We start from the raw sequence: 12799 nt of genomic DNA, 5'->3' as shown, positions 1-12799 counted from the left end.
ATGAAGAAGATTGAAGCCATCATCAAACCGTTCAAGCTGGACGATGTGCGCGAAGCCCTGGCCGAGATCGGCATCAACGGCATGACTGTATCCGAAGTCAAAGGCTTCGGGCGCCAGAAGGGCCATACCGAGCTCTATCGCGGTGCCGAGTACATGGTCGACTTCCTGCCCAAGGTAAAAGTAGAGCTGGTGGTGCAGGACGAGGATCTCGACGCCTGTCTGGAAGCGATCCAGAACACTGCCCGTACCGGCAAGATCGGTGATGGCAAGATCTTCGTCTGCGAGGTGGAGCGTGTGATCCGCATCCGCACCGGTGAAGAGAACGAAGACGCGATTTGATGTGATGGATGTGCCTCGTAACGACCAAGAGAACGAAAATGTAACCCATCCGATACCAAGGATGCGTCTCATGGTGGCAGCCGGCCTGCTGATGGTGCTGACTGCTTGCAGTAGTCAGCCACCGGCCCAGCCGGAAAACCTGTGCCAGATCTTTCGGGAAAAACCTGAGTGGCACAAGGCAGCACTCAAGATGAACGAAAAGTGGGGGACCCCGGTACATGTGGTGATGGCTATGATGTATCAGGAGTCCTCCTTCGTGCACGATGCCCAGCCGCCGATGCAATATTTTCTCTTCATCCCGACCGGGCGTGCCAGCTCTGCTTATGGCTATGCCCAGGTCAAGGATGAGACTTGGGATGATTACCAGCGGGAGAGCGGCAACGGCTGGAGCGATCGCGACGACTTCGCCGACGCCATCGATTTCATGGGCTGGTACACTCACAAGGCGCAGCGGCTCAATGGCACTTCCAAGTGGGATGCCTACGGTCAATATCTCAATTATCACGAAGGCTGGGGTGGTTACCGGCGCGGCAGCTACCGCAGCAAGGGGTGGCTGATGAAGGTCTCCCGCAAGGTGGAGGCCCGTGCCCAACGCTACGGCGCCCAGTATCGACAATGCAAGGATCGGCTCCCCAGCGGGGGCTGGTTCTCGTAACCAATCAGGAGTCAGAAATGCCGTTATTGGACAGTTTTACCGTCGACCATACTCGCATGGCAGCCCCGGCAGTTCGGGTGGCCAAAACCATGCAGACCCCGAACAAGGACACCATTACCGTGTTCGATCTGCGCTTCTGTGTGCCGAACCAGGAGATCCTCTCCGAGCGCGGTATCCACACCCTGGAGCATCTGTTTGCCGGTTTCATGCGGGATCACTTGAACGGTAACGGGGTCGAGATCATCGACATCTCCCCCATGGGCTGCCGTACCGGCTTCTACATGAGCCTGATCGGTGCGCCGGACGAGGCCCGCGTGGGGGCAGCCTGGCAGGCCGCCATGAGCGACGTGCTGACCGTGCAGGAGCAGGGCAAGATCCCCGAGCTGAACGAATACCAGTGTGGTACCTACAGCATGCACTCCCTGGAAGAGGCCCATGCCATCGCCCGCCACGTGCTGGAGCGCGGCATCGGCGTCAACCACAACGACGAGCTGGCGCTACCGGAAGAGAAGCTGAAAAGCCTCTGAGCAGAATGCGGAAAAATGAAAAGGCCGGTCTGTGACCGGCCTTTTCATATCTGGCGGTTCAGGAGGGGAGTGGCATCACCCGGTTGCGACCCAGCTCCTTGGCCTTGTAGAGCAGCTTGTCGGTGCGCTCTATCAGGGCGTCCGCCGTCTCCTGCCCATTATATTCCCCCACACCGAAGGAGGCGGTGATGTGATCGATGCGCCGGCCTGATTTGCGATCCAGCAGCGACATCCGCTCGATGACCCGGCGCAGGCTCTCCGCCATCTGGCGAGTCAGTGCCAACACTCGGCCCGGCACCAGCAGGGCAAACTCTTCCCCTCCGAGCCGATAGGCCGTGATGCCCTCCTTGCTCACTTCCCGCAGCCGCTTGCCGACGATGCGCAGCACCTGATCTCCCAGCAGATGGCCATATTCGTCGTTGAAGTTCTTGAAACGATCGATATCGGTCATGATCAGCGAGAAGGGCTGCTTGCTGCGGATCAGGCTGTCCATCTCCAGATCGAAGGCGCGACGGTTGAGCAGCGAGGTGAGTGCGTCCTCGGTGGCCATCTTGCGCGTCTCGTTTAGTGCTGCCTTGAGCTCCTTGATCTCCTTCTCGGCGCTGCTGAGCTGGTTGCGAAAGTGCAGGGTGGACATGCGCACGTCCCGCGACTCGCGTACCAGTTCCCGCAAGATGGCCATGGTGTCGTCCAGGCTCAGTCCCTCATCATCGATGAGGTTCAACTTGTCGAAGCTTTTGTCGAGCATGGCCTGGAACTGGCCGGTATCGACCAGCGCATCCTGCATGGAGTGGCCGAGCTCATTGGCCATGGCGACCAGATTGAGCTTCATCGCCTCCATCTGTTGCTCGTCCTGGCTGGCCAGATGCTGGTGATAGAGACGCTCACAGGTGGTGAGGGAGAAGGTACCCTGCAGTTTTATCGCGTGATCGACGGCGTTATTCAGCTCGGGCATGGCGCCAGAGACATAGTTGTACCAAAGATGGTAATTGTTCGGGGTGGTGGGGATTTGATACTTGATCATCAGGGGGACCGCCTGTTTCAAATAGGCGGCCGATTGGGCGAACGAGTCCTTGCTCATGAGTTCCGAGTCTCACATACCTGCAAACTGTCGCCAGTATGACAGAGAGATTGGCCAAAAGGCAGTCGATGGATGCCATTAGCTCCCCCCTTCGATATAATGTCTGGGTTACTACCTACCCTAAGGCCTGCTTATGTCTCAAAAAGATCCTTTCCTCCAACGCGAGGCCGAAAAATACGAAAACCCCATCGCCAGTCGCGAGCTGATCCTCGAACTCATCAAGGGTCACGAAAAGCCGATGTCCCGCGAAGAGCTGGCCAAGGCACTCAAGCTGACTGACGAAGAGCCGTTGGAAGCCTTGCGCCGTCGTCTGCGCGCCATGGAGCGCGATGGGCAGTTGGTATTCACTCGCAACCAATGTTACGCCCTGCCGGATCGTCTGAATCTGGTCAAAGGGTATGTACTCGGCCATAAAGATGGTTTCGGTTTTCTGCGCCCGGAAGGTGGTGGACCGGATCTGTATCTGAACAACCGCGAGATGCAGCGCCTGATGCACGGTGACTATGCCCTGGTGCAGCCGACCGAGATCGACCGCAAGGGTCGTCAGGAAGCACGTCTGGTTCGCCTGCTCAAGCCCCGTGAGGCAGACATCGTCGGCCGTTACTTCGTCGAGAACGGCGTCGGTTTCGTGGTGCCGGATGACAGCCGCATCGGTCAGGACATCATCATCCCTGAAGGCGAAAACAAGGGTGCTCGCCAGAGCCAGGTCGTGGTGGTGCGCATCAACCAGCGCGCCAACTCCCGCATCAACGCGGTCGGTACCGTACTGGACGTGCTGGGCGAGAACATGGCCCCTGGCATGGAGATCGAGATCGCCCTGCGTACCCACGGTATCCCGCATACCTGGCCGGAGGAGGTGACCAAGGAGGTCGCCGGTCTGGGCGAACAGGTACCGGAGAAAGCCAAAGAGGGCCGCATCGATCTGCGTGCCCTGCCGCTGGTCACCATTGATGGGGAAGATGCCCGCGACTTCGATGACGCCGTCTTCTGTGAAGCCAAGCGTGGCGGCGGCTGGCGTCTGTGGGTTGCCATTGCGGATGTCTCCGCCTACGTGAAGCCCGGCACTGCGCTGGATGCTGAAGCCTATCAGCGCGGCAACTCGGTCTATTTCCCCGAGTTCGTGGTGCCCATGCTGCCGGAGGTGCTCTCCAACGGGCTGTGCTCCCTGAATCCGCAGGTTGACCGCCTCTGCATGGTGTGCGAGATGACCATCTCCGCCGCTGGCCGCATGTCCGGCTACAAGTTCTACGAAGCGGTGATGAACTCCCATGCCCGCATGACCTACAGCAAGGTCGCGGCCATTCTGGATGGTGATCCCAAGCTGCGTCAGCAATATGACCCGCTGGTGGGCCACATCGAAGAGCTCAACAACCTCTACAAGGCGCTCAAGCACGCCCGTCACCAGCGTGGTGCGGTGGAGTTCGAGAGCGAGGAGACCCGTTTCATCTTCAACGCCCAGCGCAAGATCGACCAGATCGTGCCGCTGGTGCGCAACGATGCCCACAAGATCATCGAAGAGTGCATGATCCAGGCGAACGTGGCCGCGGCCCGTTACATCGAGAAGAACGAAGCCTCTGCCCTGTTCCGGGTGCACGACCGTCCGGGCGAAGAGCGCCTGACCGGTTTCCGTGACTTCCTGGCAGAACTGGGTCTGGAGCTCAAGGGCGGCCTCGAGCCCGAGCCGAAGGACTTTGCCGAGCTGGCCGCCAAGTTTGAAGGGCGCCCGGATGCCGAGCTGCTCTCCACCATGCTGCTGCGTTCCATGCGTCAGGCGGTCTATCAGGCTGACAACATCGGTCACTTCGGTCTGGCGTTGAAGTCCTACGCCCACTTCACCTCGCCGATCCGTCGCTATCCCGACCTCATTCTGCACCGTGCCATCAAGTACCAGACTGCAAAAGAGCAGCAGGGCAACCTGCGTCACAAGTGGACCCCGAGCGGTGGTTACCACTACCAGCTGGAAGAAGTGGACCCGATGGGCGAGCACTGCTCCATGACCGAGCGCCGTGCCGACGATGCGACCCGCGACGTGGCCGACTGGCTCAAGTGCGAGTACATGCTGGATCACGTGGGTGACGAGTTCGATGGCGTGATCGCCAGCGTTACCGGCTTTGGCTTCTTCGTGCGCCTGGCGGATATCCACATCGACGGTCTGGTACACGTCAGTACCCTCACCAACGACTACTACCAGTTTGATCCCCTGCACATGCAGCTGATCGGCGAGAACTTCCGTCGTCGCTACCGTCTGGGTGACAAGGTGCGGGTCAAGGTGATGGGCGTGAACCTGGACGATCGCAAGATCGACTTCGTGATGGTGGAAGAGCCGCTCCAGGCCACCGGCAAGAACGCCAAGGAGATGGCGCGCAAGCAGGCCGAGATCAAGAAAGAGAAGGCCAAGAGCGCCCAGCGCCACGAGAAACGCAAAGAGGGCAAGGATCACGGCAAATCCGACAAAGGTGGCCGCGCCAAGCCCAGCAACAGACGACCGAGCAAAAACGCTCGCGACAAGGCCAAGAGCACTAAATGAGTACAGAACTGATCTACGGCATTCACGCTGTATCCGCGCTGCTTGAGCGCACCCCGGAGCGTTTCATCGAGGTATGGGCCCTCAAGGGCCGCGATGACGACCGGCTGCAACCCTTGCTGACCGAGCTGGAATCCCTCGGCATCAAGGTGCAGAGCGTGAACCGCAAGACGCTTGATGATAAAGCCGAGGGCAACAATCACCAGGGCATCATGGCCAAGGTGATAGAGGCGCCCAAGCTGGCCGAGCACGACCTGGCCAGCCTGCTGGACGGCCTGGCGGTGCAAGAGACCGCCCCCCTCCTGCTGGTGCTGGACGGCGTGACCGATCCGCACAACCTCGGCGCCTGCCTGCGCAGCGCCGATGCGGCCGGGGTCCATGCGGTGATAGTGCCGCGGGACAAGGCCACCGGCTTGACCTCCATCGTGCGCAAGGTCGCCTGTGGCGCCGCCGAAGTGGTGCCGCTCATTCAGGTCACCAACCTGGCGCGCACCCTGCGCGAGCTGCAGGAGCGCGGTGTCTGGATAGTCGGCACCGCCGGCGAGGCGGACCACGACCTCTATCAGGCCAAGCTGACCGGCCCCATGGCGCTGGTGATGGGCGCCGAGGGCAAGGGGATGCGTCGCCTGACCCGCGAACATTGCGACGAACTGGTGAGCATACCGATGGCGGGGGCGGTATCGAGCCTCAACGTCTCGGTGGCGAGCGGCGTCTGCCTGTTCGAAGCCGTGCGTCAGCGCCGCAGCTGACGCCGTGATGATGGACAGACCTCCCTTTTTCCGGGACAGGGTCACAGATGAGCAGGAGGCCAGGCGCCTCCTCTCTTTTGCCCGGCCGCTGACGCTCGCCCCCAGATCTTGCCTCTGGCACGCCGGCGACAGTCCGGATCTGCTGATCAGGGTGGAGCAGGGGTTGCTGCGGGCCAGGGTGGTGCTGGCGGATGGGCGGGAGTACATCAAGGAGTTCTACTGGGAGGGGGACGAGTTTCTCGACTTCCATCACCTGCTCAGTGGCGAACCCGCCCGCTACAGCGTGGAGGCGCTGGAACCCTGCCGCTTGCAGCTGTTCCAGCTGGCCGACCTGCGTCCGCTCTCCTGCTGGTCCGCCTGGTATCAGCACCTGCTGGAAGTGCAGCTGCGCATCAAGGAAGAAAAAGAGCTGCTGCTGTTGACCGAGAGCCCCCAGGCCCGCTATCAGCACTTCCTGGACTGCTTCCCCGCACTGGATGCCAGGGTGCCGGATCACCAGATCGCCGCCTATCTCGGCATCAGTCCCATCAGTCTTAGTCGCATTCGCAAACGGCTTAAGAGTCTTAACAAAGGTTAATGCCGCCCTGGCTGCGCTCACCTATGCTGGCAGGCCGAATTGATAAGGAGTCGCCGATGAACTGGATCCTGAAACCCTGGTCTGCACTGACCACGGACGAGTTGTACGAGTTGCTGGCACTGCGGGCCGAGGTGTTCGTGGTGGAGCAGAGTTGCCCCTTCCAGGATCTGGATGGGGTGGATCGCCGGGACGGTGTGCTGCACCTGCTCGGTTATGAAGGCGATCATCTGGCCGCCTATGCCCGCATCATGGCCCCCGGCATCGGTGACGACAATGGCGCCGCCATAGGCCGGGTGGTCACCTCCCCCCAGTCGAGAGGGGGCGGTCTGGGCCACAGCTTGCTCGATGAGGCGGTGACCGCCTGCACGGCCCGCTGGCCGGCGCACAGCATCTGGCTCGGCGCCCAGGCTCACCTGCAGGGCTTCTATGGCCAGCACGGCTTCGCACCGGAAGGGGAGGGCTATCTGGAGGACGATATTCCTCACGTTGGCATGCGCAAGCTGCCGGGCTGACTCTCTGTGCTGTGAAAGGGATAGGGGGCAGACATGAGCGGGCTCCCACCTTGTTGCGACACAAACGGGTATGATCCCACTCCCTTGTTGATTGGAACCCCGTCGTGACCCTCTCCATCTTCGCGGCCATCTTGCTGGCCGCCTTGCTGCACGCCCTGTGGAATGCGCTGGCCAAGCGCCAGGCCGAGGGGCGTGTCAGCGTGTTGCTGGTCTCCCTCTGCTCCGGCCTCTTCTCCCTGCCTTTCCTGCCGCTGGTGGGGTGGCCGGCCCCGGTCGAATATCCCTGGTTGGCACTCTCCATCCTGTTGCACTGCGGATATAGCCTCTTTCTCGGCCGGGCCTACCGTTTGGGGGAGTTTGGCCAGATCTATCCACTGGCCCGTGGCAGCGCGCCCCTGGTGACCTTGCTGCTCGGCGCCCTGCTGCTGGGGGAGGTGCCCGGTGTCGTGGCTGTGGCGGGGGCCATGGTGCTGGTGGGCGGGGTCTTGCTGATGGCCTGGCGCGGCGGCATCCGGCTGGCGCCTGCGGCCCTGTGCGCCGTGCTGATCACGGCGCTGTTTACCGCCGCCTATACCCTGTCTGACGGGGTCGGGGCCCGCTCGGCGGGGGAGCCGATACGCTATACCCTCTGGCTCTTTACCCTGACGGCCCTGGTGATGCCGCTGCTGATGAGATGGCAGAGCCGCACCGCCTTGCGCAGCCTGACCCGGGCCGAGTGGTATTCGGGCGCCCTGGGCGGCGCCCTCTCGCTGCTTGCCTACGGCATCGTCATCTGGGCCATGACCCTGGCTCCCATCGGGCTGGTGGCGGCGCTGCGCGAGAGCAGCGTGCTGTTTGCCGTGCTGCTCTCCTGGCTCTGGCTGGGGGAGCGGCTGGGGCGAGTCAGGCTGATGGCGGCCCTGGTGATCCTCTGCGGCATATTGTTGATCCGGCTTGGCTGATGGGGAGAAGCCGGATCTGTCGTCGACTCAGGGGGTGACTTCGGAGAGCAGGCTGAACCCCTCCTCTGCGGGGGCGAGCTGTACTTTGACCTGACCCAGCTCCGCCAGAGTGCCGGCATGGGTGCCGCCGCAGGGGATGGTCAGCTCTTTTCCCTCAAGCGTGCAGTGCCAGTAGCGGGAGTCGATGATGGCCTCGTCTGCTCGCGAGCGACTGATCTCGCCACCCGCAGCCAGCCAGCTAGCGAGTTGCCGGTTGACCTTTTCTTCTATCAGCGCCAGATCCGCCAGCAGTGCCTCACTGTTGACTCCCTTCTTGCGCAGGCTTTTGCCGATGCGGTATTGCTCCCGGGAGCTCAGAGGTTCGACCCGCGAGGTCTGGATGGCGAGGCGGTCGAAATCGGGCTGATCCAGTGCATCGCGCTCGCTCACCTCCTTGCGCCAGTAGGGGATGAGAGCCCGGTTGAGGGCCAGCGCCACCAGATGGCAGCCGCTGTGACCCAGACTCAGGGAGTGGCGGGCCTCGGCATCCACCCTCAGTTCCACCTGCGTGCCGATGGCAAGCTGATGGGAGCCGGCGAGGGGATGCACCACCACGAAGGCCCAGCCCTCGGCGCCCCGCTTGACCGGAATATCCTGATCCACGAACAGCCTGCCTTCCGGGCTGATGGCTCCCATCCTGCAGGGGCCCACGGCCGCCTCGCCCCCATCCCAGCGCACAGTGCCCACATCCCCCGGTTGATCGGGCCAGAGGTGGCTCTGGGGATGGAAGGGGGTGAGGTTGGTGACCAGCAGGCTGGGTTGCCCCTGCTCGCAATAGACGACGCTGGCCTGTTCCTGATGATGGCCCAGCACGAAGCTGACTCGGGTGTGTTCCATGGCAAGGCTTCCGCAACGAGAAATAGAGAAGAGAAAGCGGCAGCATACGCCAAAGCGGGGGCCGGCTCATTAACCTCTGTTAACGAGCCGGCTCGAAGATGGCGGAGTGAACACTAGATCATGGTGACCAGCAGATAGGCGTTGAGGCCGATCACCAGCGCGACTATGACGCGACCGATTGCCTGGGTCAGTGGATGGTTGCGATGCTCCCCCATCAGGGTGCGATCGCCGGTCAGGATCAGCAGCGGAATGAGCGCGAGGGCGATGCCAAAGCTCAGGATGACCTGGCTCAGCACCAGGATCTCAGTGGTGTTGAGTCCCATGGCGATCACCACGAAGGCGGGGGCCATGGTGATGGCCCGGCGCAGCCAGAGCGGTATGGTGAAGCGCACGAAGCCCTGCATCACCACCTGGCCTGCCAGAGTCCCGACTACGGTGGAGGAGATGCCAGACGCGACCAGAGAGAGCCCGAACAGGGTGGCGGCAGCCTGACCCAGCAAGGGAGTGAGTGTCTGGTAGGCCGTTTCCAGTTCCGCCACCTGCTGGTGGCCCGCGTCGTGGAAGGCCGCAGCGGCCATGGCCATCATGGCCAGGTTGACGAAGCCGGCTATGGTCATGGCAATGGCCACATCGACCCGGGTGCTGTGCAGCCGCTGGGGCACGCTGCCCTGATCCTGGGTGTGCTGGGTCAGCGCCGAGTGGAGATAGATGACGTGGGGCATGACTGTCGCACCGAGCACGCCAGCGGCGAGATAGACGGCATCGCCGTTGGGCAGGCCGGGGAAGAGGGCGCCTTCCAGCAGGCTGGGCAGATGGGGGCGGGAGAAGACCAGCTCGACTATGTAGGCGGCGGCCACGAACAGCAGCAGACCTCCCACCACGAACTCCAGCGGCTTCTGGCCGCGGGATTGCAGCATGAGAATGCCCCAGGTGACCACGGCAGTGATGCAGGCCCCTTCCAGCAGCGTCACCCCGAACAGCAGCTTGAAGCCCACAGCTGCGCCGATGAACTCGGCGAGATCCGTGGCCATGGCGATGATCTCCGCCTGCACCCAGTAGGCCCAGACTGCCGGTTTGGGTAATTTGTCCCGGATGTGCTCCGCCAGATTCTTGCCGGTGACGATGCCGAGCTTGGCGGAGAGGGTCTGCACCACCATGGCCATCAGGTTGGCCCAGACCACCACCCACAGCAGTTGATAACCAAAGGTGGAACCGGCCTGGATGTTGGTAGCGAAGTTGCCCGGATCTATGTAGCCGATGGCGGCGATGAAGGCGGGGCCAAGCAGGGTCAGCTTGAATTTGCGGGCCGGGATGGCCGTGGTCAATGCGGGTTGCATGGTGTCACCCTCCATAAGAGCATGGAGATAGAATAGATCTAAATGATAATTATTATCAATTGAAGTTTTGCATCAGGGTCATCGACAAAAACATCTGTCGACGCCAGTTGCAGTGGGAGAGGCTATTTCGTACAATACGCCGCCCTAGAAAGCAGCGTCTAAACACCACTATGTTCCTTGCCTCCGAGGTCTGGCTGCACCTGGGCGGAGGCTGAATTAATCCGTAAGGAGCTAAAATGCGTCATTACGAAATCGTCTTCATGGTTCATCCGGACCAGAGCGAGCAAGTACCTGGCATGATCGAGCGTTACACCGGCGCTATCACCACCGCTGGTGGCACCATTCATCGCCTGGAAGATTGGGGCCGTCGTCAGCTGGCTTACCCGATCGACAAGCTGCACAAGGCTCACTATGTTCTGATGAACGTAGAAGCTGAGCAGGCCGTTATCGACGAACTGGAAACCAACTTCCGCTTCAACGATGCCGTTATCCGCAACATGATCATGCGCACCAAGCACGCCGTGACTGAAGTTTCTCCGATGGCCAAGGCCAAGGAAGAGCGCTTCACCCGTCGTGACGACGAGCGCCGCGAAGATGCTGTTGAAGCGTCTTCCGAAGAGTAATTCTTAGATCACCGCATTAGAGGATAAAGGCCATGGCACGTTATTTCCGTCGTCGTAAGTTCTGCCGCTTCACCGCCGAGAACGTTACCGAGATCGACTACAAAGATATCGTTACTCTGAAAAACTACGTCACTGAATCTGGCAAGATCGTACCGAGCCGTATCACCGGTACCCGCGCCAAGTATCAGCGTCAGCTGGCACGCGCCATCAAGCGTGCTCGTTACCTGGCTCTGCTGCCGTACACCGATCTGCACAACAAGTAAGAATCGGTCCGGCACTTAAGCCTAACTCAACTTTTATAGAGGAAAGGTAATGCAAGTTATCCTGCTCGACAAAATCGCCAAACTGGGCGGTCTGGGTGATCAAGTCGCTGTTAAAGCTGGCTACGCCCGTAACTATCTGATCCCGCAAGGCAAGGCCGTTATGGCTACCAAGGCCAACATCGAGACCTTCGATGCTCGCCGTGCTGAACTGGAAGCCAAACTGGCTGCCGGTAAAGCTGCCGCTGAAGAGCGCGCTGCCAAGCTGGGTGAACTGGCTGCCGTTGTCATCGCCTCCAAGTCTGGCGACGAAGGCAAGCTGTTCGGTTCCATCGGTACCCGTGACGTGGCTGAAGCCATCACTGCTGCCGGCGTCGCCGTTGCCAAGAGCGAAGTCCGTATGGGCAACGTTCTGCGTAACACCGGCGAGTACGAAGTTGTTGTTCAGCTGCACGCTGACGTCAAGGCAACCGTACAGATCCAGGTTGTTGCTCTGTAATAGCGATTCGCTTTGCAGAAAAAACCCGCGCACATGCGCGGGTTTTTTTCTTTTTGAATCAAGAGGGGATCAAGGGGTAGAGTGAGGTTCTGTTTCTTTGGAGGAGAACCTGTATGGCAGCCTGGGTCGAAGGTCGGGTACTCGAGCGCATCGAGTGGACGCCCACCCTGTTTTCCTTGCGCATAGCGGCGGATCTCGCCCCCTACAAGGCGGGGCAATTTACCAAGCTTGCCCTGCAACGGGGCGATCAGCGGATCCAGCGCGCCTATTCCTTCGTTAATCCCCCCTCCGCCCCCTACCACGAATTCTATCTGGTCGAGATCCCGGACGGCGAACTGACCCCCTCCCTCGGTGCCTTGCAACCGGGGGATTCCTTGCTGGTTCAGTCTCAGGCCACGGGCTTCCTGACCCTGGACGAGCTCCCGCCGGGACGGGATCTCTGGCTGCTCTCCACCGGCACGGCCATAGGCCCCTTCCTCGCCATGCTGGCTGAGAGGGAGGTCTTCGAGCGTTTCGAGAATCTGGTGCTGGTGCACGGGGTGCGCAAGGGGGAGGAGCTCACCTATCAGGGCCTGATTACCAGCCTGGTCGAGCAGTATGGGCCCCGTTTTCACTACGTGCCTTTCGTCAGCCGCGAACCCTGGCCCGACGCGTTGCCCGGTCGGATCCCGGCGGCCATTGCCAGCGGCGAGCTGCAGGCCAGGGTCGGGCTCGCATTCTCGGCTGAGCACAGCCAGGTGATGATCTGCGGCAATCCCGCCATGGTGAAGGAGACGCAGCAAACCCTGCTGGAGCTTGGTCTTGCCAAGAACCTGCGCCGGGCCCCCGGCAACATCAGCATGGAAAATTACTGGTAGACGCCAGCAGGGGCGGTCAGCGACCTATCTTGTCACCATCGTGCTTGCAAGAGCCCTCAGTGCGGGGAATATCGCCAAGTGGCTGCCTTCTCGCTCCCTGTTCTTCCTGATGGGAGCCAGCATCTTGGGTGGGGCTGCGCCGGGTAAGAGGGGCTTCAAATGCTGCGCCGCTGTTCAGTAACCGGGCGAGCAGGTGGGAAATGGGGTTGCGCATGATGGCCTCGATGACGGCTGGAGGAGAGGCAGTCTATCGCCGCCAGCCTTAACCGGGGCGGAACAACACCTTGGCACCATGGTGATTGATCTGGTGAGGAATGGGTGGTGAACGTTCGTAAAATGACATGATTCAACTTTTTGCCAAGACCATGGAGGGGGCTATCGAGTCTTGATGGGGGGGAAGTCAACAGTCACAGAGTTTCATGAGTTCTGAGCTTTGGCAATA

15 protein-coding genes are annotated in these 12799 nt (G+C 61.0%); 12 read left to right on the top strand and 3 right to left on the bottom strand.

The window, feature by feature from the left end; all coding sequences use genetic code 11:
• The 3 genes from glnB (at position 1) to luxS (ending at position 1521) form a co-directional block, all read left to right on the top strand.
• Entirely contained in the window at positions 1-339 is a 339-nt protein-coding gene (gene glnB, locus BN1127_RS05785; protein ID WP_005308848.1) for a nitrogen regulatory protein P-II, read from the top strand.
• Between the two features lie 61 nt (positions 340-400).
• Positions 401-994 carry a transglycosylase SLT domain-containing protein gene (locus BN1127_RS05780; protein ID WP_139751230.1) on the top strand — a complete coding sequence of 198 codons (594 nt, stop codon included), beginning with the start codon at positions 401-403 and terminating at the stop codon, positions 992-994.
• A 17-nt stretch (positions 995-1011) separates the two neighbouring features.
• On the top strand, positions 1012-1521 hold the full coding sequence (gene luxS / locus BN1127_RS05775) for an S-ribosylhomocysteine lyase (protein WP_017782209.1): 510 nt from the start codon (positions 1012-1014) through the stop codon (positions 1519-1521).
• Positions 1522-1579: 58 nt separating this feature from the next.
• Here luxS and BN1127_RS05770 read toward each other — a convergent pair whose 3' ends face one another.
• The gene (locus BN1127_RS05770; RefSeq protein ID WP_042648816.1) at positions 1580-2602 is read right to left on the bottom strand and encodes a GGDEF domain-containing protein; all 1023 of its coding nucleotides are present in this window, start codon (positions 2600-2602) and stop codon (positions 1580-1582) included.
• 133 nt (positions 2603-2735) lie between these two features.
• Here BN1127_RS05770 and rnr point away from each other — a divergent pair, with 133 nt between their 5' ends.
• From rnr to BN1127_RS05745, 5 genes are all read left to right on the top strand, one after another.
• Positions 2736-5129, top strand: a complete 2394-nt coding sequence (gene rnr / locus BN1127_RS05765) for a ribonuclease R (protein ID WP_042648815.1) — start codon at positions 2736-2738, stop codon at positions 5127-5129.
• Positions 5126-5875 carry a 23S rRNA (guanosine(2251)-2'-O)-methyltransferase RlmB gene (gene rlmB, locus BN1127_RS05760; protein WP_005331757.1) on the top strand — a complete coding sequence of 250 codons (750 nt, stop codon included), beginning with the start codon at positions 5126-5128 and terminating at the stop codon, positions 5873-5875. Before rnr ends, rlmB begins: the two co-directional genes overlap by 4 nt.
• Before the next feature lie 10 nt (positions 5876-5885).
• Positions 5886-6452 (top strand): Crp/Fnr family transcriptional regulator, encoded by a 567-nt coding sequence (locus BN1127_RS05755; RefSeq protein WP_041207080.1) that lies wholly within the window; start codon positions 5886-5888, stop codon positions 6450-6452.
• Between the two features lie 56 nt (positions 6453-6508).
• Positions 6509-6964 carry a GNAT family N-acetyltransferase gene (locus tag BN1127_RS05750; RefSeq protein WP_005331762.1) on the top strand — a complete coding sequence of 152 codons (456 nt, stop codon included), beginning with the start codon at positions 6509-6511 and terminating at the stop codon, positions 6962-6964.
• A gap of 104 nt (positions 6965-7068) precedes the next feature.
• On the top strand, positions 7069-7905 hold the full coding sequence (locus BN1127_RS05745; protein ID WP_005331764.1) for a DMT family transporter: 837 nt from the start codon (positions 7069-7071) through the stop codon (positions 7903-7905).
• A gap of 27 nt (positions 7906-7932) precedes the next feature.
• Here the strand turns inward: BN1127_RS05745 and BN1127_RS05740 are convergent, their stop codons facing one another.
• Entirely contained in the window at positions 7933-8781 is an 849-nt protein-coding gene (locus BN1127_RS05740; protein ID WP_042648814.1) for an alanyl-tRNA editing protein, read from the bottom strand.
• A 113-nt stretch (positions 8782-8894) separates the two neighbouring features.
• A complete protein-coding gene (locus tag BN1127_RS05735) occupies positions 8895-10118 on the bottom strand; it encodes an Nramp family divalent metal transporter (protein WP_042648813.1) in 1224 nt (407 codons plus the stop codon).
• Positions 10119-10354: 236 nt separating this feature from the next.
• Here BN1127_RS05735 and rpsF point away from each other — a divergent pair, with 236 nt between their 5' ends.
• The 4 genes from rpsF to BN1127_RS05715 all read left to right on the top strand — a co-directional run bounded on the left by rpsF (position 10355) and on the right by BN1127_RS05715 (position 12357).
• Positions 10355-10741 (top strand): 30S ribosomal protein S6, encoded by a 387-nt coding sequence (rpsF, locus tag BN1127_RS05730; RefSeq protein ID WP_005331771.1) that lies wholly within the window; start codon positions 10355-10357, stop codon positions 10739-10741.
• Between the two features lie 32 nt (positions 10742-10773).
• Positions 10774-11004, top strand: a complete 231-nt coding sequence (gene rpsR, locus BN1127_RS05725) for a 30S ribosomal protein S18 (protein WP_005313392.1) — start codon at positions 10774-10776, stop codon at positions 11002-11004.
• A 49-nt stretch (positions 11005-11053) separates the two neighbouring features.
• Positions 11054-11500, top strand: coding sequence for a 50S ribosomal protein L9 (gene rplI, locus BN1127_RS05720; protein ID WP_005331773.1), 447 nt, complete (start codon positions 11054-11056; stop codon positions 11498-11500).
• Positions 11501-11613: 113 nt separating this feature from the next.
• Positions 11614-12357: a ferredoxin--NADP reductase gene (locus BN1127_RS05715; protein WP_042648812.1), complete on the top strand. Its 744-nt coding sequence runs from the start codon at positions 11614-11616 to the stop codon at positions 12355-12357.
• Positions 12358-12799 lie beyond the last annotated feature (442 nt).

Origin of the sequence: Aeromonas media, from assembly GCF_000819985.1 — a bacterium.
In the GTDB taxonomy this organism is placed as follows: Bacteria; Pseudomonadota; Gammaproteobacteria; order Enterobacterales; family Aeromonadaceae; genus Aeromonas; species Aeromonas media.
The sequence above is the reverse complement of the archived record's forward strand: the minus strand, read 5'-3'. Positions and strand labels throughout refer to the sequence as shown.